At 52.4% G+C, this 19,984-nt stretch carries 24 protein-coding genes; 11 read left to right on the plus strand and 13 right to left on the minus strand.

Going from position 1 to position 19,984, the window contains the following annotated elements; all coding sequences use genetic code 11:
• Positions 1-26: 26 nt before the first annotated feature.
• From rpsI to zapE, 3 genes are all read right to left on the minus strand, one after another.
• Positions 27-419 carry a 30S ribosomal protein S9 gene (gene rpsI, locus FCL42_RS06935; protein ID WP_136862676.1) on the minus strand — a complete coding sequence of 131 codons (393 nt, stop codon included), beginning with the start codon at positions 417-419 and terminating at the stop codon, positions 27-29.
• A 16-nt stretch (positions 420-435) separates the two neighbouring features.
• Positions 436-864: a 50S ribosomal protein L13 gene (rplM, locus tag FCL42_RS06940; RefSeq protein ID WP_028107757.1), complete on the minus strand. Its 429-nt coding sequence runs from the start codon at positions 862-864 to the stop codon at positions 436-438.
• 233 nt (positions 865-1,097) lie between these two features.
• Complete coding sequence (zapE, locus tag FCL42_RS06945; RefSeq protein WP_136862677.1) at positions 1,098-2,213, minus strand: cell division protein ZapE; 1,116 nt, start codon at positions 2,211-2,213, stop codon at positions 1,098-1,100.
• A gap of 184 nt (positions 2,214-2,397) precedes the next feature.
• Between zapE and FCL42_RS06950 the strand changes: the two genes are divergently transcribed.
• The 4 genes from FCL42_RS06950 (at position 2,398) to glk (ending at position 6,646) form a co-directional block, all read left to right on the plus strand.
• Complete coding sequence (locus tag FCL42_RS06950; RefSeq protein WP_136862678.1) at positions 2,398-2,787, plus strand: YhcB family protein; 390 nt, start codon at positions 2,398-2,400, stop codon at positions 2,785-2,787.
• Between the two features lie 150 nt (positions 2,788-2,937).
• Entirely contained in the window at positions 2,938-4,299 is a 1,362-nt protein-coding gene (locus tag FCL42_RS06955; protein WP_136862679.1) for a Do family serine endopeptidase, read from the plus strand.
• Positions 4,300-4,389: 90 nt separating this feature from the next.
• A complete protein-coding gene (gene degS, locus FCL42_RS06960; RefSeq protein ID WP_136862680.1) occupies positions 4,390-5,466 on the plus strand; it encodes an outer membrane-stress sensor serine endopeptidase DegS in 1,077 nt (358 codons plus the stop codon).
• A 217-nt stretch (positions 5,467-5,683) separates the two neighbouring features.
• Positions 5,684-6,646 carry a glucokinase gene (gene glk, locus FCL42_RS06965; protein WP_169308316.1) on the plus strand — a complete coding sequence of 321 codons (963 nt, stop codon included), beginning with the start codon at positions 5,684-5,686 and terminating at the stop codon, positions 6,644-6,646.
• On the opposite strand, the gene FCL42_RS06970 is transcribed toward glk, so the two are convergent.
• The 10 genes from FCL42_RS06970 to FCL42_RS07015 all read right to left on the minus strand — a co-directional run bounded on the left by FCL42_RS06970 (position 6,628) and on the right by FCL42_RS07015 (position 13,877).
• Positions 6,628-7,098: a methylated-DNA--[protein]-cysteine S-methyltransferase gene (locus FCL42_RS06970; protein ID WP_136862682.1), complete on the minus strand. Its 471-nt coding sequence runs from the start codon at positions 7,096-7,098 to the stop codon at positions 6,628-6,630. The genes glk and FCL42_RS06970 overlap by 19 nt on opposite strands.
• Positions 7,099-7,106: 8 nt before the next feature.
• On the minus strand, positions 7,107-8,555 hold the full coding sequence (locus FCL42_RS06975) for a DNA-3-methyladenine glycosylase 2 (RefSeq protein WP_136862683.1): 1,449 nt from the start codon (positions 8,553-8,555) through the stop codon (positions 7,107-7,109).
• Between the two features lie 61 nt (positions 8,556-8,616).
• Positions 8,617-9,168, minus strand: coding sequence for a cytochrome b (locus FCL42_RS06980; protein WP_136862684.1), 552 nt, complete (start codon positions 9,166-9,168; stop codon positions 8,617-8,619).
• A 190-nt stretch (positions 9,169-9,358) separates the two neighbouring features.
• Positions 9,359-10,618, minus strand: coding sequence for a UDP-N-acetylglucosamine 1-carboxyvinyltransferase (gene murA, locus FCL42_RS06985; RefSeq protein ID WP_136862685.1), 1,260 nt, complete (start codon positions 10,616-10,618; stop codon positions 9,359-9,361).
• A gap of 14 nt (positions 10,619-10,632) precedes the next feature.
• Positions 10,633-10,884: a BolA family protein gene (locus tag FCL42_RS06990; RefSeq protein WP_136862686.1), complete on the minus strand. Its 252-nt coding sequence runs from the start codon at positions 10,882-10,884 to the stop codon at positions 10,633-10,635.
• Positions 10,885-10,904: 20 nt separating this feature from the next.
• On the minus strand, positions 10,905-11,186 hold the full coding sequence (locus tag FCL42_RS06995; RefSeq protein WP_136862687.1) for an STAS domain-containing protein: 282 nt from the start codon (positions 11,184-11,186) through the stop codon (positions 10,905-10,907).
• Complete coding sequence (locus FCL42_RS07000) at positions 11,183-11,818, minus strand: MlaC/ttg2D family ABC transporter substrate-binding protein (RefSeq protein ID WP_136862688.1); 636 nt, start codon at positions 11,816-11,818, stop codon at positions 11,183-11,185. The genes FCL42_RS06995 and FCL42_RS07000 overlap by 4 nt, the downstream gene beginning before the upstream one ends.
• Before the next feature lie 4 nt (positions 11,819-11,822).
• On the minus strand, positions 11,823-12,293 hold the full coding sequence (mlaD, locus tag FCL42_RS07005; protein ID WP_136862689.1) for an outer membrane lipid asymmetry maintenance protein MlaD: 471 nt from the start codon (positions 12,291-12,293) through the stop codon (positions 11,823-11,825).
• A gap of 1 nt (position 12,294) precedes the next feature.
• Positions 12,295-13,077, minus strand: a complete 783-nt coding sequence (gene mlaE, locus FCL42_RS07010; RefSeq protein WP_136862690.1) for a lipid asymmetry maintenance ABC transporter permease subunit MlaE — start codon at positions 13,075-13,077, stop codon at positions 12,295-12,297.
• Positions 13,074-13,877 carry an ATP-binding cassette domain-containing protein gene (locus FCL42_RS07015; RefSeq protein ID WP_136862691.1) on the minus strand — a complete coding sequence of 268 codons (804 nt, stop codon included), beginning with the start codon at positions 13,875-13,877 and terminating at the stop codon, positions 13,074-13,076. The genes mlaE and FCL42_RS07015 overlap by 4 nt, the downstream gene beginning before the upstream one ends.
• Before the next feature lie 272 nt (positions 13,878-14,149).
• On the opposite strand from FCL42_RS07015, the gene FCL42_RS07020 reads away from it, so the two are divergent.
• From FCL42_RS07020 to FCL42_RS07050, 7 genes are all read left to right on the plus strand, one after another.
• Positions 14,150-15,112, plus strand: a complete 963-nt coding sequence (locus tag FCL42_RS07020) for a calcium/sodium antiporter (protein ID WP_136862692.1) — start codon at positions 14,150-14,152, stop codon at positions 15,110-15,112.
• A 17-nt stretch (positions 15,113-15,129) separates the two neighbouring features.
• Entirely contained in the window at positions 15,130-16,104 is a 975-nt protein-coding gene (locus tag FCL42_RS07025; protein WP_136862693.1) for a KpsF/GutQ family sugar-phosphate isomerase, read from the plus strand.
• On the plus strand, positions 16,105-16,659 hold the full coding sequence (gene kdsC / locus FCL42_RS07030; RefSeq protein ID WP_136862694.1) for a 3-deoxy-manno-octulosonate-8-phosphatase KdsC: 555 nt from the start codon (positions 16,105-16,107) through the stop codon (positions 16,657-16,659). It begins immediately after the preceding gene.
• Positions 16,656-17,210, plus strand: a complete 555-nt coding sequence (gene lptC, locus FCL42_RS07035; RefSeq protein ID WP_136862695.1) for an LPS export ABC transporter periplasmic protein LptC — start codon at positions 16,656-16,658, stop codon at positions 17,208-17,210. Before kdsC ends, lptC begins: the two co-directional genes overlap by 4 nt.
• Positions 17,197-17,721, plus strand: coding sequence for a lipopolysaccharide transport periplasmic protein LptA (lptA, locus tag FCL42_RS07040; protein ID WP_169308317.1), 525 nt, complete (start codon positions 17,197-17,199; stop codon positions 17,719-17,721). Before lptC ends, lptA begins: the two co-directional genes overlap by 14 nt.
• On the plus strand, positions 17,718-18,449 hold the full coding sequence (gene lptB / locus FCL42_RS07045) for an LPS export ABC transporter ATP-binding protein (protein ID WP_136862697.1): 732 nt from the start codon (positions 17,718-17,720) through the stop codon (positions 18,447-18,449). Before lptA ends, lptB begins: the two co-directional genes overlap by 4 nt.
• A gap of 64 nt (positions 18,450-18,513) precedes the next feature.
• The gene (locus tag FCL42_RS07050) at positions 18,514-19,977 is read left to right on the plus strand and encodes an RNA polymerase factor sigma-54 (protein ID WP_136862698.1); all 1,464 of its coding nucleotides are present in this window, start codon (positions 18,514-18,516) and stop codon (positions 19,975-19,977) included.
• The last annotated feature ends 7 nt before the right edge of the window (positions 19,978-19,984 follow it).

A 19,984-nucleotide genomic window follows, 5' to 3' on the forward strand; every position in this document is an offset into this window, starting at 1 on the left:
CGGTCCGTAGGACTCGAAGCGTAATATTAACGCTTGGAGAACTGTGGACGACGACGTGCTTTACGCAGACCAACTTTCTTACGCTCAACCTCACGGGCGTCACGAGTAACGAAGCCAGCTTTACGCAGAACAGGACGCAGAGTCTCATCGTACTCCATCAGAGCACGAGTGATGCCGTGACGGATTGCACCAGCTTGGCCGGTAGTACCGCCGCCAGTTACAGTCACGTAGATGTCCAGCTTTTCTAGCATCTCAACCAGTTCAAGCGGCTGACGAACTACCATACGAGCAGTCTCACGACCAAAGTAGGTGTCCAGAGTACGCTTGTTTACGGTAATGTTACCGGAACCAGCTTTGATGAATACACGAGCGGTAGAGCTCTTGCGACGGCCAGTGCCGTAGTATTGAGTTTGTGCCATTGCCAAAATCTCCGTATTAGATGTCTAGTACTTGAGGCTGCTGAGCTGCGTGAGCATGCTCTGCACCTGCGTACACTTTCAGCTTACGGAACATGGCGCGACCCAGAGGGCCCTTCGGCAACATGCCCTTAACCGCTTTTTCGATGATCATTTCAGGCTTACGCGCTTGCAGATCAGCGAAGTTGATCTCTTTGATACCGCCAGGGTAACCAGAGTGGCTGTAGTACATCTTGTTCTGAGCCTTGTTACCGGTAACGGTAACTTTCTCAGCGTTGATGATTACGATGTAGTCACCGGTATCAACGTGAGGAGTGTATTCTGGCTTATGCTTGCCGCGCAGGCGACGAGCAACTTCAGTGGCCAGACGACCCAGAGTTTTGCCATCGGCATCGATGACGAACCAGTCGCGTTGTACGCTTTCTGGTTTTGCAGTAAAAGTTTTCATCAAACTAATAACCCAAATTAGCTGTTACACATCAGTATGAATGTCGGGGCCGACATCATACCCTATGATGGTTTATTCCGTGCCCCTTCGAACACGTCGAAACCGAGTGTTTGGTTGAATAATCAACCATACGTAACGTGGGCAGGGCGCGAATTATAGAGGAAGGTGAGGTAAAAATCACCCGTTTTTTGCGCTTTGGGCAAATTTTAGCGCTAACGGGGGATATCCAAAGTTTACGGCAGGTGCGGCCTCGCCAGATAGTCGTGACTTTGCATCTCCTGAAGTCGGCTTAGGCAGCGCTTAAACTCAAACTCCAATCCGCCATTTTGGTACAACTCCAGTAAAGGCACTTCGCTCGAGATAATCAATTTTACCCCTCGCTCATAGAACTCATCCACCAATGCCAGAAAACGTCTGGCGATATCGTCTCCGGTCAGCTGAGCTCCCATGGATTTCACGCCACTCAGCAGCACCGTATGGTAACAGCGAGCCAGCTCAATGTAGTCGCGCTGGCTGCGAGGACCATCACACAGAGCCAGAAAATCCACCAGCAGTACGCCATCAGCACAGCGGCGCACGGCAATCTCACGGCCTTCAATCTCAATACTACCGCCACAACTGCCCTCTTCTGGAGCCAGTTGCGCAAAGTAGCGATTTAAATTTTGGTCTGCTTGGTCATCCAAAGGCGAATGAAAAATCTCCGCCTGCTCCAGCGTGCGCAACCGATAGTCAATGCCACTGTCCACATTCACCACGCGACAATTCGCTTCGATAAGTTCAATGGCCGGTAAAAATCTGGCTCGTTGCAGACCATTTCGGTACAGGTTATGGGGCTCAATATTACTGGTAGCCACCAATACCACGCCCCGCTCAAACAAGGCTTCCATCAGCCCGCCGAGAATCATGGCATCGGTAATGTCAGAAACAAAAAACTCATCAAAGCAGATCACTTCCGCTTCTTCCGCTAGCCGGTCAGCCACTTTCAATAGCGGGTTTGTTTCCCCTTTAAGGTCATTGAGCTCGGCATGCACACGGTGCATAAAGCGGTGAAAGTGAGTACGTAATTTACGTTTCAAGGGCAGCAGTTCGAAAAAGGTATCGACCAGGTATGTTTTCCCTCGGCCAACACCGCCCCAAAAGTAGAGGCCTTCAACGTGAGGCTTTTGTGGCTGTTTACCCAAAAGCATCGCCGCCTTGTCCAGTAGGCCCGGCTGCCACTCATTGCGCTCAATCAAGGCCACAAACAGCTCTTGCAAACGCTTTACCGCCTGCTCTTGTGCTGAGTCATGGTGAAAATCATCTCGAGTCAGATCTTGGCGATAACGCTCTATGGGGGATAACTGCGGCACTTCCTTGGCCCTCACAACTGGTCTTAACTGAAGCAGGATTCGGCGGAGAATAGTACCACGACCGCCGCAGGCGAGGTATAGTTGGTATACACTAAAATCAGCAGCACCCTCTGGGATTAATAACAATTTAGTGGGTTAACTCAATCGGATAGCAGAAGCTGCCCTTATTGTGTATGGAGTGAGTATGAATGAAGTTTGGATCCTAGTGGCCTTTATTGGTGGTGTGGCAGCAGGTTATGCAATTCGTTGGTTCACCAGCAAACCGGGGAACGACAGCCAACAACTGCAGCAGAAGTTGGAAAAGACCCAATTTCAGTTGGAGCAACAGCGGCAAGATGCTGCCGACTACTTAGAGCAAGCACACGAAGCCCTGCTGCAGATCAGCCAGGGCGTTGATAAAGCCAGTCGCCTTTGGAATGAATCAGCAAAACAGTTAGCTGGCGAGCAGGTAAGTTGTGGTGAGCTACCAACCCAAGCCCCGGTGCTGGAAGCGGTCATCGAAGATGAGCGTCAACCCATGGACTATGCCCATGGCCCTCACGGCATCATCACGCCGACAAAGAAAGCGAGCTAAACTGACTCCATATTGATGACTTCAGGCGCCCAAGTGGCGCCTGTTTTATATCCGGCACTGAGAGAATCAATTCAAAAAGCGGAACTAAATCACATTGGCGAAGTCCGAAAGATACACAAGAAATTAGCTGAATTACGGAGCGTTTTTTAAATGAAAAAATCAGTAGCTTTGTTGTCCGCTGCATTAGTTTCAGCTGGACTTACGCTATTTCCCGCCACCTCTCAGGCGGCATTGCCATTGGCCGTCGATGGCCAAGCTCTGCCTAGCCTGGCGCCAATGATTAGTGAAGTAGGCCCTGCGGTGGTGTCGGTTTCGGTTAAGGGTACTCAGGTATCTAAGCAGCAATTGCCTGATGCGTTTCGTTACTTTTTTGGTCCAAACGCTCCCCGTGAACGGGTACAAGAGCGCCCATTCCAAGGTTTGGGCAGCGGCGTGATCATCGATGCCGATGACGGTTACATCGTCACTAACCACCATGTAATTGATGGCGCAGACGAGATTCTCGTCAGCCTTAACGATGGCAGAGAGTTCGAAGCCAAACTGATCGGCTCGGATCGCGGTAGCGACATCGCCCTACTTCAGATCGAAGCCGATGATCTGACCGAAGTGAAACTGGCCAGCTCCGACAATCTGCGCGTTGGCGATTTTGCCGTTGCCATTGGTAACCCATTTGGCCTAGGCCAAACGGTCACCTCCGGCATCGTATCGGCGCTAGGCAGAAGCGGCCTAAATATTGAAAGTCTCGAGAACTTCATCCAAACCGACGCCGCCATTAACAGTGGTAACTCCGGCGGTGCACTGGTTAACCTCAAAGGGGAGCTCATCGGCATCAATACCGCCATTCTGGCGCCCAGTGGCGGTAACGTTGGTATCGGCTTTGCGATTCCATCCAATATGGTCAAAGGGCTGACACAGCAGATCATTGAGTTTGGTGAAGTGCGCCGTGGCGTCTTAGGCGTACTAGGCCGCGAGCTGGACAACGAAACGGCCAAGCTGTTTGGACTAGAGTCCCAGCACGGCGCGTTTATAAGCCAGGTGGTGCCAGATTCTGCCGCCGACAAAGCTGGCCTAAAAGCGGGCGACATCATCGTTAGTGTCAACGGCAAGAAGATCAAAACCTTCTCCGAACTGCGGGCGAAAGTGGCGACCCTAGGCGCTGGAACCACAGTTAAGCTAGGCATCATTCGTGATGGTGACGAAGACACCTATAAAGTGACCCTCAGTGAAGCGGAGGGTGAAAATGTCCAAGCGTCGGTAGTGCACCCGGCTCTGGAAGGTGCCAAGCTGTCCACCTACAACCAAGACGGCATCAAAGGGGTGGTCATCTCTGAGATCGCTGAGCGCTCGCCGGCCGCGCGCCAAGGGCTGGAAGAGGGTGACGTCATTGTCGGCGTCAATCGCAAACGAATCGAAAGCCTTAAAGAGCTTCGTAACCTACTCGAAGACTATGAAGGTGCCTTAGCACTGAACATTCGTCGAGATGGAAGCAGCATGTACCTTATCGTACGATAAGCCTCATCTGTTACTAGAGAGCCAGCATTCGCTGGCTCTTTTCATTGTTCACTGTGATACCCTTTCGGTTTTAATCTGGTGCCACTATAAATGACTAAAGTACTGCTTTATTTAGTAAAACCTGTCATCGCCGGATTGGTGTTAGCCATCGCCATTGTGGCGCTGTCGCCCAATCTTCGCCAACAACTGCCAAACTTGCACCTATTTACCAGTCAAGTAGAGCGTAATAGCTTCGCCCATGCCGTGCAGAAAGCTGGGCCGGCGGTGGTGAATATCTATACCCGAAGCCAGATAAATAACGCGCCCAATCAGTTTCAAGATGCAGGCTTAGGTTCCGGCATTATTATGCATGAAGATGGCTACGTGCTGACTAACTATCACGTGGTTGCCAATGCCGATCTCATCTTTATCGCATTGCAAGATGGGCGCTTAGGTTCAGCTGTGATGATTGGTGCCGATCCGTGGACCGATCTGGCAGTGCTTTATATCGATACCGAAGGGCAAAAACTGCCAACCATTAAGTATGACCTAAACCGCAACACTCAGGTCGGCGATGCCGTGCTGGCCATTGGTAACCCATACAATCTTGGACAAACCATCACTCAGGGCATTATCAGCGCAACCGGTCGAACTGGATTAAGCTCTGGATATCAAGATTTTATCCAGACCGATGCCGCCATTAATCAGGGCAACTCTGGGGGCGCGCTTGTGGATGCCGATGGTTACCTAGTAGGGATTAATACCGCCAACTTCAGTATTGGCAACGACAATAACGTCGGTGTGGGAATCAACTTTGCCATTCCACTTCAGCTCGCGCATCAGGTGATGCAAAAGCTGATCAAGGACGGTCGAGTCATTCGGGGACATCTTGGCGTTACCGCCCGTCCAATCGACCCTACCCAAGCTCGCCTGATGGGAATAAACACCGGCGCCCTTATCTCCGACGTTGATCTCAATGGGCCTGCAGCCCGCAGTGGTATTCGACCCAATGACGTAATATTGATGCTAAACGGTGAACCCATTGCCAGCGTGAATTCATTAATGGATAACATTGCAGAGACGCCCCCAGGAACCGAGGTCAACATTACCCTGTATCGCAATGGCAAAGCATTACAGATTCCAGTTACGGTTGGTGAGCAACCTCCATACCGAGGCCAAAGACGCTGAGCCTCGCTCTCAAGACAAGGTTCCCCTCAGAAATGAAGGGAACCTTACCCCATCGTGATGATTTGCCCCCCAGCATCACCTATCTTGCCCCTGTTGCCACTGAATCAGTTTAGTGGCCATTACTGCCAACATAAGCTAAATGGCCCATTGAGCTCTTTTGTCGCCAGCAGTAATCTAGTCTATGACTACCATTGCATTGAGAATCAGGACTCTAACAGTGAATGCTCCCTTCATCGTTGCAGACATCGGTGGGACCAATGGTCGCTTTGCCATCGCTACCCCGTCTAATGGCGGCCACCAATTCAGCGAAATTCGCTACTTAGATAGCCCCAGCTATCCAAGTTTGGTCGCCATCCTTAAGGCCTATATGGAGTCTTTAGAAGACAATGTGCCTTTTCGCGCCTGCGTCGCCATCGCAGGTCCGGTTACGGGCAATTATGTCAAAGGCACCAATTTAGGTTGGTATGTCGATATTGAAGCGGATCGCAGGGCGCTAGGGTTGTCTCAGCTTAAGGTCATCAATGATTTTCAGGCTGCTGCGTTGGGGTTAACTCAGCTTAAAAAAGGCGAGCGTCGGATTATCAAAAAGGGCAACCCTCTGCCGGATGCGCCTATTGCCGTTCTGGGGCCAGGAACCGGTCTAGGCGTCGCCTGCTTAATGCCTGACAGCAACGGCTACCAAGCGGTTGCTTGCGAAGGTGGCCACGCCACTCTTGCCGCCAACACCGAACTGCAACTGCAGATCTTAACTCAGCTCAAATCCACCAACCCTAATGACCATCTGTGTGCGGAAACTCTGCTGTGCGGCTCAGGTATCCCGCTGCTTTACCAAAGTTACTGCGCCATCAAAAAGCTCCCTCACAGCCAACTGTCGGCAGCGGAGATCAACGTCAAGGCCCACAATGGTGATCCCGCGGCGCTGGCCTGCCTGACTCTATTTTGCGAATGGCTGGGCAGTTTCGCCAGCGACATGGCGCTGGCTCAAGGAGCCCGAGGCGGGGTGTGGTTGGCTGGAGGCGTTTTGCCTAAGATTGAATCCATCTTACATCGGAGCCAATTTAATCACGCTTTCGTAAACAAAGGCGCGGTGAAAGAGTTGCTGTGGGAGACCCCAATCACCCTGGCGCTAAATACCGATGTGGCGCTCCAAGGCGCAGCCTATCACATGATGCGTTCGTGACGCAGTAATTGCTGCTTCACCTCCAACCCACCCGCGTAACCCGTCAAACTGCCATCTTTACCTATTACCCGGTGGCAAGGAACAATGATGGCAATGGGGTTACGACCGTTAGCCGCGCCAACCGCCCGCATTGATTTGGGTCGACCGATGTCATGGGCGATATCAGCATAGCTTCGAGATTCACCGTAGGGGATCGCCGCAAGGGCTTGCCATACCTGACATTGGAATTCAGTACCTTGAGGATCCAGAGGCAAGGTAAACTGCTGCCGCTTACCCTCATAATATTCCTGCAGTTGCCGCTTCAGTTCGCTAACGGCATCGATGTCTCTTTCCCACGTGTCTGGAATCGACACAGGGTGGTCTCCCTGCTGATAAGTCACCTGGGTCACGCCCTTGTCACTTACCGCCAGCAATAACTCGCCCCACGGGCTCTGCCATAGATCGTATTTCATCGTTTCCTCTACTCATTTGTTGGCGTTGACGCCAAACTGTGCCACAGCGCCATCACCCCATAGCTTCGCCAAGGACGCCACTCCTGCGCCACCCGCAACGTTTGCGCTGGCGTGCCCTTTTCCAGCTGTAAGCCATGATAAAGCCCAAGATCAGATGCTGGAAACGCGTCAGTTTCTCGCAACGCTCGCATACACACGTAGTTCGCAGTCCAATCCCCAACCCCTGTAAGCTGGCACAGGCGCTTCACCCGTTGTTCCAGATCCCCCTCTCCGGCACCAAACCCGTTGGCGTACTCGCTAGCAATGCCATCAAGCCACGCCGCTCGGGTTTTGGTCAGGCCCAAACCAGCAAGGTCCTGCTGTGAAAGTTGCGCCGGCGTTGGAAACCAGCGCCGGCAGGAAGCTGTTTCGGATTCACGGCCACCAACTTCACTATGACCATAGCACTGTGCCAATCGCCCTAAGATGGTTCGTGCCGCAGAGACACTGATCTGCTGGCCCACAAGCCCTCGAACCACCGCCTCAAATTCACTCCAGATGCCAGCGATTCGAAGCCCAGGGTGGTTCTGAATCGTCTTATCAAGGTGAGGGCAGCGGCTAAGGTGATCCAGCGCTTGGGGATCAAAATCCAGATCAAACATCTGCCGAATTCTCTGCATAACGGACAACAAGGTTTTGGGCTCAGACCAACTTAGGGTGAGATGAAGAAGGGGCTTAGTGGCATCGGGCTCAACCTCGAACCAACCGCGAACTCCCAACCAATCTATGGTTCGACCGTACTTACTGCCTTCGACCCACTCCACACCAGCAACCGCCCGCAGACGTAAAAACGCCAACATCGCCTCCCAATCCAGAGGCGGTCGGTAGTTAAGTTTTAGCTTGAGAGTTGGGCCAGTCTCGCCGCTGCCTCGGCGTATGTCCGAAGGCGTTAACGAAAACTGAGAGATAAATGCATCATTAAAACGTCGGCGTGATTGGAAACCAGAGGCAAAAGCCACATCAAGCACTGGCAGTGTGGTTTCCGCGAGCAACTGCTTGGCAAACAGTAAACGGTGATTGAGTGCATAAGCCAAAGGTGCCACGCCAACGTGCTCTAGAAACAGACGTCTCAAGTGGCGATCGCTCACTCCGAGGCGCTCAGAAAACTCGGCGATGCCAGAGGTAAGTTCACCAGCATGAATCAAGGCCAATGCCCGCTTCACCGTGGTTTGGGTGCCTTGCCATGCTGGGCTCAGAGGCGCTGTCTCAGGGCGACAGCGCAGACAAGGCCGATATCCCGCTTCAGCGGCGGCGGCCGCGTGCTCAAAGTACTCAACGTTAGCTTCTTTCGGCGGCGGCGCTGGGCACACGGGGCGGCAATAGATGCCGGTCGTTTTTACCGCGGTAAAAAAGCGGCCATCAAACCGATGGTCGCGGGCTAATCTGGCTTGATGGCAATGGTCGATGTTCAGTTTCATCGTGGCAGAGTAACACAGACAAACACCGCCATAAGCCAGATCCGGACCTCAATAGCGACGATTAACGGCCGAGCATTCGAGTTAGAGTGCGATCCTTATCAATCCAGTGATGCTTCAGGGCACCAGCAACATGCAACACAACCACAGCAATCAACATGTAGCCCGCAAGCTCATGGAGAATGTGGCCCCATTCGGCAACGGTGGCATTAAGTGGAATCACTTCGCCAGGGTTAGCTGGATCTGGATTCATGGCCAATAACTGCCATCCGAAAATGGGTAATCCGTGCCCACCTGCGCCAGACATCATCATGCCTGAGATCGGCATAAGCAGGGTGCCGATGAGTAACATCCAATGCACCAAATGAGCCACTAATCGCATCCCTGGGCCGCTGTTGCCCACCGGCTTAGGCCAGCCGTTGCGCGAGCGCCAAAATACTCTAGCGAGTGCCACCAACACCAGTAGGATGCCAACGGACTTGTGTATTGGATACAGGGCATAAATCCCCGCCTCCTTCATCACCACGCCAGTAATCAACAGGGCGATAAAAGTTATGCCGACTAACCAGTGCAGACCGATAGTCCACTTCGAAAATTGTTGTTCTGAGTCTCTCATACGTCGTTCCTTTTACTTCTAGCTGTCAGGCCACAACTGCACACATTCAGCAAACACCTTGACCCATTCATTCCAGCACGAGTTATATCGCAGCAACGGTTAACAACGAGTTAACGCCAGTAAGGTATGACGTCACAAAAACAAAAATGCCAGTCATTGAGACTGGCATTTAACAACAATTCGGTGGCCGTTATTTCACTCGCACCACATTGGCGCCGAGGCCAGCCATCTTATCTTCGATGTGCTCATAGCCGCGGTCCAAATGATAGATGCGATCCACCGTGGTCACACCGTCAGCAACCAAACCCGCAATCACCAAGCAAGCCGATGCTCGAAGGTCCGTTGCCATCACCTGAGCACCCGTTAGGTTAGCACCGCCTTTGATGAGCGCGGTGTTCCCCTCCAAATCCACATTGGCGCCCATGCGCTGCAGTTCGGGGATGTGCATGAAGCGGTTCTCAAAAATGGTTTCTGTTACCTTACTCACCCCTTCTGCCACCACATTCAAGGTACAGAACTGGGCTTGCATGTCGGTTGGGAACGCTGGGTGAGGGGCGGTTTTGATGTCGACCGCTTTTGGCGCCTGACCTTGCATGTCCAAGCTGATCCAATCTGGGCCGCACTCGATGTTGGCGCCGGCTTCTTCCAGTTTCATCAACACCGCATCCATGGTATCTGGAGCCGCCTTACGACAAACAATGCTGCCACCGGTAACGGCCGCAGCCACCAGGTAAGTGCCGGTTTCGATACGATCTGGCATGACGTCGTAATAGATGCCCGACAGACGCTCTACGCCTTCAATCACCAGCGTATCGGTACCTGCACCCTTAACGTTTGCCCCCATGGCGTTGAGGCAATTTGCAAGATCCACCACTTCAGGTTCACGAGCCGCGTTTTCGATGGTAGTGGTACCTTCCGCCAGTGCCGCCGCCATCATCAGGTTCTCAGTGCCGGTCACCGACACCATGTCCATCAGAATGCGAGCACCTTGCAAACGACCGTCGATACGAGCCTTCACATAGCCCTCTTCCACCGTCACCGTTGCCCCCATGGCCTGCAGGCCCTGGATATGCAGATTGACTGGGCGAGCGCCAATGGCACAACCACCTGGAAGAGACACGTCTGCTTGACCGTATTTAGCCAGCAGCGGCCCCAAGATCATGATGGAAGCGCGCATGGTTTTCACCAGCTCGTAAGGGGCCACCTGATGATTGATGTGCTGAGGCTCGATGGCCACTACGCCCTGCTTGAGCTCACTGACTTTAGCACCTAGCTGACGAAGCAGTTCGCAGCTGGTATTCACGTCTCGCAGTGCAGGCATGTTACCGATGCGCATTTCGTCATCAGCCAACACCGATGCCATCAAGATAGGCAGCGCCGCATTTTTAGCACCAGAGATGGTGACTTCGCCGGAGAGAGGGCCGGCCGCCCGAATTTGTAATTTATCCACGCTAACTCTGTCGATTACAGGTTGAACATTTTTTCGCGGCGCCATTCCTCTGGCGTGAACGCTTTAATCGTTAAAGCGTGTAACGTTCCATCTGTAATGTGGGGCATCAATGGCCCATAGATCGCCTGCTGACGCTTGACTCGGCTCTGACCCTCAAAGCACTCACCCACGGCGATCACTTTGTAGTGGGTACCTTCCGAGGTCACTTTAACCTCATCCAAGGTCATGGCCTGTTTCAACAGGTCGGCAACTTCATTGTTTTGCATGCGATTCCCCTTTCAACGCCTTAGGATAGCGTTAAAAATTCAATATCATAAAGTTCGATCAGAGCCTGCATCCCTTTAGGAGGCGACACCAGATTGATTGTCTGACCCTGAGATTGTGCCTGCCCAATCCAGCGCAGCAACAGTGCTAAGCCGGCACTGTCGCAACGACTCACAGCGGCAAGGTCAATTTCAGTCACTTCCGCAGGCACGGTAAAACTCTTGGTAAGCTCAGGAACGGTATCCAAGGTCAACACCCCAGATAGCGTCATTCGCTCCCCTTGCTGGACATGGGTTAATGTCATTGGCTCTGCCCTGTGGTCGCCACAATACCTTTTCGATTGCGATCCGCCAACTGTTCTGTCACCGACTCAATGCCCTGCTGACGAATCAAACCGCCCAGCTCCGCCTGTTGAGATGCCAACAAACTGATGCCTTCTGCAACTAAATCAAACACCTTCCAATGGCCTTTCTTGTTGCGGCGCGATTTGAATTGCAGGTCGATGGGATCTCGACCTGGCTCCAACAATTTCACGTTGACCGCCACAATTTTAGCGTCGGCGAATGGCGTGTCGTTACCAAACTGCAGGGTTTGATCGGTGTACTTATCGAAAGCGCTGGCGAACGTGGCTAACATGTATTCTTTAAACTCTGCGGTAAAGGCCGCGCGCTGCTCTTTGGTGGCCCTACGAGCTTGCTGCCCCATCACTTTAAGGGCGGCGTACTTGTAATCGATGTAAGGCAAAAGCTCTTCATCAATCAACTGGCGAACCTTGGCCTTGTCGTGCTCTAGGGCGTCTCGCTCGGCACTGATACGCATCAGCGAGCGTTCAGTGACCTGCTTAAGCATCTCGTTTGGATCGCTGAACTGGGTAGGCTCAGCCACCACAGAAAAACAGGTCAAAACTAACAGTGCGGTTAACCAACGTTTGAACATCGTCTTAGCCCTCTTTACCCATGCTATACAGGAACTGACCAATCAGCTCTTCCAAAACAACGGCGCTGCGAGTGTCTTCCAGACGATCCCCATCGGCCAACAGTTCAGACTCGTCATCCATAAAGCCTGGGGTGATGCCAATGTACTGCTCACCCAATAATCCTGAAGTCAAAATTGACGCGCTGGAGCTGTCAGTAAACTGATCGAAACGGCTCTCAATCGCCATGGTAACCACAGGGAGCAGCAGTTCAGGATCAAGATCAATGGCGGTAACTCGACCCACAACCACGCCGCCCACTTTCACCGGAGAGCGCTCTTTCAGGCTGCCGATGTTGTCGAACTGTGCCGTTAACTTGTACACATTGGTGTGGGCACTCGGATCGATATCCGCCACTTTAAACACCAACACTAGGAAGGCGATCATGCCCGCCAACAGGAAGCCACCAACGGCCAATTCCGTATTTCGTTTAATCATCTTAATTTCCAAACATCATTGCCGTAAGTAAGAAATCCAGCCCCAACACCGCTAGGGACGCGTGCACCACAGTGTTGGTTGTGGCTTTGCCCAACCCCTCAGCTGTTGGTACCGCGTTGTAACCTTTGTAGGTTGCAATCCAGGTCACCACCACCGCAAAGACCACAGATTTAATCATGCAATTTACAATATCCTGACGCCACTCCACCTGAGAGTTCAGAATTGACCAGAATGCCCCGCTGTCGATGCCTTTCCATTCAACACCAACCAGATGACCACCCCATACGCCCAGCGCACAGAACATCAAGGTTAATAATGGCATGCTGATTACGCCCGCCCAGAACCGCGGTGCAATCACTCGGCGAAGCGGGTCCACCGCCATCATCTCTAAACTGGCTAACTGTTCCGTGGCCTTCATCAAGCCGATCTCAGCAGTTAAGGCAGAGCCTGCTCGGCCGGCAAACAGCAGCGCCGTCACTACCGGCCCGAGCTCACGCAGCAGCGATAGGGCAACCATGGGCCCTAAGCTCTCTTCGGTGCCAAAATCCACCAAAATGGTGTAACCCTGCAATCCCAGCACCAGACCGATAAACAAGCCAGAAATCAGGATAATCAACATGGAACGAACGCCCACGTTATATAGCTGAGCCACCAACAGTGGCGCCATCTTCTTGGGCTCTGGGCGATGGATTAGCGCCCCAGTCAGCATCAGGCCAGCTCGGCCTAATGAGGCCACCTTACCGATGCCGGTTTGTCCCAAAGATTGAATTTTATCGACGATCATTCTTCCAACAACTCCTTCTGGTAATCCTCAGCTGGGTAGTGGAATGCCACCGGACCATCCGCCTGCCCTTGAAGGAATTGCTGCAACATTGGCGAGGGGGCAGACAGCAACTCTTGGCTGTCTCCAGCCCCAATGACTCGTCCTTCGGCGATCACATAGGCGTAATCCGCAATAGACAGCACCTCTTGGACGTCATGACTAACCACCACGGACGTTAACGAGAGCGCTTGGCCCAACTCTTTGATCAATTTAACCAATACCGCCATAGAGATGGGATCTTGCCCCGCAAAGGGTTCGTCGTACATCACCAACTCGGGTTCCAGTGCGATGGCTCGTGCCAAGGCGGCGCGGCGCTGCATACCACCGGAAAGTTCCGATGGCATCAATTTATGCGCACCTCTAAGCCCCACAGCTTCCAGCTTCATCAGCACCAAGCGGCGAATTAGGCCTTCATCAAGGTCAGTGTGTTCACGCAGGGGAAACGCAACATTATCGAATACCGACATGTCGGTAAAAAGTGCACCGGATTGAAACAGCATGCTCATGCGCCGTCTCGAACGGAATAGGTCTTGGCGAGACAATTGATTCAGATCTCGACCATCAAACAGCACCTCACCAGAATCTGGCGTCAGTTGCGCTCCGATGAGCTTCAAAAGTGTTGTTTTACCGATGCCGGATGGCCCCATGATGGCGGTCACTTTGCCCTTGGGAATCACCAAGTCAAGGCCATCAAAAATTTTACGAGAGCCCCGACTGAAGGTTAGCCCTTTGACCTCAATGAGGTTGTTTTGAGATTCCACGTCGAATTATCTTCCCATTACTTTAGTCTGCCCAAAGCAGCCCAATAGATTAACAGTTCTGCTGCAGTGATTTAAGCATCTAACTGTTAAATATGATTTCTATGCTGAAATCCCAAGGGGGAGAATTTTCCCTTTCCATTGTCTTTTTGTCCCCAACAGCAATAGTAAGGTTCCCCTTGTGGACTCATTGTTAACATCACCGCCTATTGCCCTTTTCTTTTCAGCCACTTCGGGCGACAATGCAGGTTTTAACCGTTTTTACCCTCAAGGCCATGCTAATTAATCTCTTGATGCTGTTTGCCGGACTCGCCCTGCTAGTCTGGAGTGCAGACCGATTTGTTTACGGTGCCGCCGCCGTGGCTCGTAATTTTGGCCTTCCGTCAATGATCATCGGCTTAACCATCGTTTCCATGGGCTCATCGGCGCCAGAGATGATGGTCTCCGCGACCGCCGCTTTAGATGGCAAAGTTGATACCGCCATCGGTAACGTCATCGGCTCTAACATCGCCAACATCACCCTGATTCTCGGCGCCACCGCCCTGCTGCGCTCGTTAGCGGTCAATAGCCTGACATTAAAACGAGAGATGCCACTGATGATGGCCGCCAGTTTGTTGGCTGGCTATCTGCTGCATGATCTTGAGCTTAGCTTCCTCGATGGCATCCTGCTGCTGGTAGCGTTTGTCGGCGTGTTAACGTATTTAAGCGTCAGCGCCTATCGCAATCGCGATACCGATCCGTTGGCTCACGCCAATGATGATGACATCCCAGATAACCTTCCGACCTGGCAAGCGTTTGCTTGGTTGATTGTCGGCATGGCACTGCTTCCTTTGGCCTCGAACTGGATGGTGGATGGTGCAGTCGGCATTGCCAAATGGTTTGGCATGAGCGATCTGGTGATCGGCCTGACCATCATCGCCATCGGTACCAGCTTGCCTGAATTAGCGGCCTGCGTTGCCGGTGTACTCAAAGGCGAGTCCGACCTTGCCATCGGCAATGTGGTGGGGTCGAACCTGTTTAACATTCTGGCCGTGTTGGCCATTCCAGCACTGATCGCACCGGGAACAATCGACGCCAATGCGGCAGGTCGAGATCTCTACATTATGTTAGGCACCAGCCTGGCACCATTGGCGATACTGTGGATGAAGAAAAACCAACAGTTAGGACGACGAGAAGGCATCGCCCTGTTGGCGGTGTTCATCGCATACCAAAGCCTACTATTTGTGCAAGCTAGCTAAAGGATCAACGTAATACCATGGCTACCCCAAACGAGCTGTGCCAGTGGGCACGAGACGTTATCGACACTGAAATTGGCGCACTGAATGGCTTGAAACAGCAGATTAACCAAGCCTTTGTTGACGCCTGTGAACTAATTCAATCCTGCCGTGGCAAAGTCATCGTGATGGGCATGGGAAAGTCTGGCCACATTGGCCACAAGATTGCCGCTACATTGGCCAGCACTGGCACTCCCTCATTCTTTGTCCACCCAGGTGAAGCCAGTCATGGCGACCTTGGGATGATTAGCGATTCGGATGTGGTCATCGCCATCTCCAACTCAGGTGAAGCCAGCGAGATCATGACGCTGATGCCAGTAATTCGCCGCCATGACATCCAAGTAATCGCCATGACCGGCAACCCAGAATCCAGTCTCGCTAAGGTAGCCCAAATTCACCTGAACATTGCGGTAGAGAAAGAGGCCTGTCCTCTGGGATTAGCCCCCACCTCTTCCACCACGGCCACACTGGCGATGGGCGATGCCCTAGCCGTTGCTCTGCTTCAGGCGAAAGGCTTTACTGCCGATGATTTTGCCCTGTCTCACCCAGGAGGCGCATTGGGCCGTAAACTACTATTACGGGTAGACGACATCACCCACACAGGGGAACAATTGCCGGTCGTTGGCACCCAAGTGAGTATCTCCACCGCCCTACTTGAAGTTTCTGCCAAAGGGCTTGGCATGACCTGCATCGTCGATGACTATGGTGTCATGCAAGGGCTATTCACCGATGGCGACCTACGTCGAGTGCTCGATGCCCGCATCGACATCCACAGCACCAGCATTGGTGAGGTGATGACAAAAAAACCCATCGTCATTAGCGATAACCTGCTTGCGGCAGAAGCACTAAAGTTGATGGAGCAGAAAAACATTAATGGTTTGATTCGCGTGGATACTCAAGGCGCTCCCTTAGGCGCACTCAATATGATGGACATGCTAAAAGCCGGAGTACTCTAAATGAACCAAGTGGATACCGTTTACGGCCCTGTTTCAGAGACCGTGTTCCAAGCCGCCAAGCAGATTAGACTACTGATCTGCGATGTCGATGGTGTGTTCTCCGATGGCCGCATCTATTTAGGTAACGACGGTGAGGAGTTAAAGGCATTTCACACCAAAGATGGCTTTGGCATTAAGGCGCTTCAGAATAGCGGCGTTGCCGTCGCCATCATCACCGGCAGAAAGTCAGCCATCGTCGAAAATCGAATGACCAACCTTGGGGTGAAGCACATCTACCAAGGAGTGGACAACAAGCTCACCGCCTACGAGCAATTGAAGCGTGATCTCAACGTGGATGACTCTCAATGTGCCTACATTGGCGATGACATGGTGGACGCGCCAGTAATGCAACTCACCGGCTTAGGGGTTGCCGTCGAAGACGCCCACCCGATGCTGTTAAAAACCGCAGATCTTCGCACCTTTACCGCCGGTGGTTTTGGCGCCGTCCGCGAAGTGTGCGACCTTATCATGGCGGCTCAGGGAAACCTTGAGTCGGCACAGGGCATGAGTGTATGAAGCGAGAAGGGATCGCCATCGTCGTTCTGTTTGCTGCCGCGCTGTTTTTGACCTGGCGTTCCATGCAATTGAAGGACGAAGAGGTCGATAGCAGCTCCGGCTTGTATCAGCCTGACTTTACCGCCGAAAACCTAAGTAGCAGAATCTACTCAGACAAAGGTCACCTCAATGCGGAAGTCGAAGCGGAATACATGGAGCATTATCAGTCGCTAGCACTGACTCGGCTCAAACAACCCGTCTACCTGCTGTATCCAGAAAACAGCGATGGACAGTGGCAAATACAAGCCCGAGCGGGGCAATTGAGCGATGGGCGTCATGTGGTGCTTGAGAATGATGTTATCATCACAGCCATTGAGCCAAATGAGCCATTGAAAACATTAACCACCAGCTATTTAGAGTTGGACTTAGAAACCATGATCATGACCTCGAATAGGCGGATTGACGGCCAGGGAGAAGATTTCGAGATTCATGCAACAGGGTTGTGGGCTGACCTCAACCTAAATCAAATTGAACTGAAAAGTCAGGTAAATGCCATCTATGAAACCCGTTAAGCACCTACTGACCTCTTTGTTACTGGCAACCAGCCTAGGCGTATCGGCACTGGACAGCGACATCAACCAACCTGTTGATGTGAAATCTGACCACAGTAACGCCGACATTCAAAAGGGCGTATTGGTTTACTCAGGTCGCGTTCGGATCTCTCAGGGCACCATGTTGATTAAAGCCGATGAACTGCAGGCCAAGACCAACGACAAAAAGGTGCTAAAGGTACTCATTGCCACAGGCAATCCAGCCACCTATGAGCAGATGATGGAAAACGGCAAGCTCGCCAAGGCAGAAGCCAATGAGATTCGCTACGATGTGGCCCAGCGCACCCTGACCCTTTCCGGAGGGGCTCAGATGAGCCAAGCGGGTAGCTTGGTAACCGGTGACATCATCCGTTACGACCTCGATAAACAGCAACTGGATGCACAGGGCACCAAGGATCAACAGATCACCACCACCTTCCAGCCTGCTGCCGCAGAAAAGAAGTCGTCTGAATCTGAGAACGAGCCACAATGATGCACTCTACATTAACCGCCCTTCACTTAGCCAAAGCCTATAAGGGCCGTGAAGTAGTTAAGAACGTGAGCCTGCAGGTAAGTACCGGTCAGATCGTCGGTCTTCTTGGCCCTAACGGCGCTGGAAAAACCACCACGTTCTACATGGTGGTTGGCCTAGTTCAGAACGACCGCGGCTCAATTCAGATCGACAACGAAGAGATCACCCTGCTGCCAATGCACAGTCGCGCTCGCAAAGGGATCGGTTATCTGCCCCAAGAGTCATCCATCTTCCGTAAGCTGAGTGTGCACGACAACCTGATGGCAGTGCTTCAAACCCGTAAGCACCTGAGTAAAGGCCAGCGACAGCAAAAACTGGAGCAGCTACTGGAAGAGTTCAACATTACCCACATCCGCGACAGCTTAGGCATGAGCTTGTCCGGTGGTGAACGACGCCGAGTGGAGATCGCCCGCGCCTTGGCCGCCGACCCTAAGTTCATTCTGCTGGATGAGCCTTTTGCTGGGGTTGACCCGATTTCCGTTATCGACATTAAGAAGATCATCCAGCATCTGCGCGACCGTGGCCTTGGTGTATTGATCACCGACCACAACGTTCGCGAAACACTGGACGTCTGTGAACACGCCTACATCGTGTCTCACGGAGAGCTCATTGCTCAAGGTGAGCCCCAGGCCATTTTGAACAACAAGTTAGTGCGCTCTGTGTACCTGGGTGACCAGTTCAAGCTATAGTAATTCTTCTAATAACTATGCGAATGCAACGGGATAAAAAGGAAAATCGGATGGGTTGCAGTAAATGAAAGCCTCTCTACAGCTCAAATTAGGGCAACAGCTGACCATGACACCTCAGCTGCAACAAGCCATCAAGCTGTTGCAGTTGTCCACTTTGGATCTACAACAGGAGATCCAAGAAGCCTTGGAAGCGAACCCTTTACTGGAAGCTGACGAAGAGTACCAATCCGCCACCTCCGAGAGTACCAATTCTGAGGCAACCACCGCCAATGAACTGGATGCAGCCCCAGAGCCTGCTAGCTTGGATACCAGCGAAGCATTAAGCCAAACCGACATGCCAGAGGATCTGCAAGTGGATACCTCTTGGGATGAGTACTACACCTCGGCGCCTGTCTCCTCTTCGATGCCATCCCGTGATGACGATATGCCCTATCAAGGCAGCACCAGCGATTCACTGCAAGATCATCTTCTGTGGCAGATGGAACTGACCCCGATGAGCGATACCGATCGCGCCATCGCCATCGCCATCATTGATGCTACCGATGAGCGCGGCTACCTAACTCAAAGCGCTGACGACATCCTAGAAGCCTTGGGTGATGAAGAGGTAGAGCTCGACGAGATAGAAGCCGTCCTAAAGCGCGTACAACGGTTTGATCCCGTCGGCGTCTGTGCACGAGATCTGAGTGAGTGCCTACTGGTACAGCTAAGTCAATTCGCTAAAGAAACCCCTTGGAAAGCCGAAGCTGAGATGCTGATTCGTGAACACATGGATCTGCTTGCCAACCGTGACTTTCGCGGCTTGATGCGAAAAACCCGCCTAAAGGAAGATGAACTAAAAGCGGCGATGGACTTGATTCAAACCCTGAACCCTCGTCCTGGCAGTGCGCTGATCTCGGAAAACGATCAGTACGTGATTCCTGATGTGGCCGTCAGCAAACAGAAAGGTCGCTGGGTGGTTGAACTCAACCCAGACGCCATGCCGAAGATTCGCATTAACGAACAGTACGCCGCCCTTAGTCGTAATCGCTCCAACCAAGCAGACAGCCAATTTATTCGTGGCCACCTGCAGGAAGCAAAATGGTTCATTAAAAGCTTAGAAAGCCGCAATGAAACCCTACTGAAGGTATCGAACTGTATCGTGCAGTATCAACAGGGCTTTTTGGAGTATGGCGAAGAGGCGATGAAGCCAATGGTACTCAATGATGTTGCCGAAGCCGTCGACATGCATGAATCCACCATCTCCCGCGTAACCACCCAAAAGTACATGCACACCCCCCGTGGCATCTTCGAACTGAAGTACTTCTTCTCTAGCCACGTAGCAACGGAAAGCGGCGGCGAGTGCTCTTCGACCGCAATTCGTGCTTTAATTAAAAAGTTAGTTGCCGCTGAGAACCCAAGGAAACCTCTCAGCGACAGTAAAATGGCGGAGCTGCTTGCAGAGCAGGGCATCAAAGTCGCACGGCGAACCATCGCCAAGTACCGCGAGGCCCTCTCTATTGCTCCTTCCAACCAGAGGAAGAGCCTGTAACAGGCTG

It is taken from the genome of Ferrimonas aestuarii, assembly GCF_005116665.1.
In the GTDB taxonomy this organism is placed as follows: domain Bacteria; phylum Pseudomonadota; class Gammaproteobacteria; order Enterobacterales; family Shewanellaceae; genus Ferrimonas; species Ferrimonas aestuarii.

What these genes read in the sequence shown, in the direction of transcription:
- FCL42_RS06950 (WP_136862678.1), top strand. Translation starts at nt 2,398, where the DNA reads ATGAATGAAGTTTGGATCCTAGTGGCCTTTATTGGTGGTGTGGCAGCA.
- FCL42_RS07000 (WP_136862688.1), bottom strand. Translation starts at nt 11,818, where the DNA reads ATGTTCAAACGTTGGTTAACCGCACTGTTAGTTTTGACCTGTTTTTCT.
- FCL42_RS06995 (WP_136862687.1), bottom strand. Translation starts at nt 11,186, where the DNA reads ATGACATTAACCCATGTCCAGCAAGGGGAGCGAATGACGCTATCTGGG.
- FCL42_RS07025 (WP_136862693.1), top strand. Translation starts at nt 15,130, where the DNA reads ATGGCTACCCCAAACGAGCTGTGCCAGTGGGCACGAGACGTTATCGAC.
- degS (WP_136862680.1), top strand. Translation starts at nt 4,390, where the DNA reads ATGACTAAAGTACTGCTTTATTTAGTAAAACCTGTCATCGCCGGATTG.
- FCL42_RS07020 (WP_136862692.1), top strand. Translation starts at nt 14,150, where the DNA reads ATGCTAATTAATCTCTTGATGCTGTTTGCCGGACTCGCCCTGCTAGTC.
- mlaE (WP_136862690.1), bottom strand. Translation starts at nt 13,077, where the DNA reads ATGATCGTCGATAAAATTCAATCTTTGGGACAAACCGGCATCGGTAAG.
- lptC (WP_136862695.1), top strand. Translation starts at nt 16,656, where the DNA reads ATGAAGCGAGAAGGGATCGCCATCGTCGTTCTGTTTGCTGCCGCGCTG.
- FCL42_RS06975 (WP_136862683.1), bottom strand. Translation starts at nt 8,555, where the DNA reads ATGAAACTGAACATCGACCATTGCCATCAAGCCAGATTAGCCCGCGAC.
- kdsC (WP_136862694.1), top strand. Translation starts at nt 16,105, where the DNA reads ATGAACCAAGTGGATACCGTTTACGGCCCTGTTTCAGAGACCGTGTTC.
- lptA (WP_169308317.1), top strand. Translation starts at nt 17,197, where the DNA reads ATGAAACCCGTTAAGCACCTACTGACCTCTTTGTTACTGGCAACCAGC.
- rpsI (WP_136862676.1), bottom strand. Translation starts at nt 419, where the DNA reads ATGGCACAAACTCAATACTACGGCACTGGCCGTCGCAAGAGCTCTACC.
- rplM (WP_028107757.1), bottom strand. Translation starts at nt 864, where the DNA reads ATGAAAACTTTTACTGCAAAACCAGAAAGCGTACAACGCGACTGGTTC.
- FCL42_RS06990 (WP_136862686.1), bottom strand. Translation starts at nt 10,884, where the DNA reads ATGCAAAACAATGAAGTTGCCGACCTGTTGAAACAGGCCATGACCTTG.
- mlaD (WP_136862689.1), bottom strand. Translation starts at nt 12,293, where the DNA reads ATGATTAAACGAAATACGGAATTGGCCGTTGGTGGCTTCCTGTTGGCG.
- FCL42_RS06980 (WP_136862684.1), bottom strand. Translation starts at nt 9,168, where the DNA reads ATGAGAGACTCAGAACAACAATTTTCGAAGTGGACTATCGGTCTGCAC.
- FCL42_RS07050 (WP_136862698.1), top strand. Translation starts at nt 18,514, where the DNA reads ATGAAAGCCTCTCTACAGCTCAAATTAGGGCAACAGCTGACCATGACA.
- FCL42_RS06970 (WP_136862682.1), bottom strand. Translation starts at nt 7,098, where the DNA reads ATGAAATACGATCTATGGCAGAGCCCGTGGGGCGAGTTATTGCTGGCG.
- lptB (WP_136862697.1), top strand. Translation starts at nt 17,718, where the DNA reads ATGATGCACTCTACATTAACCGCCCTTCACTTAGCCAAAGCCTATAAG.
- FCL42_RS06955 (WP_136862679.1), top strand. Translation starts at nt 2,938, where the DNA reads ATGAAAAAATCAGTAGCTTTGTTGTCCGCTGCATTAGTTTCAGCTGGA.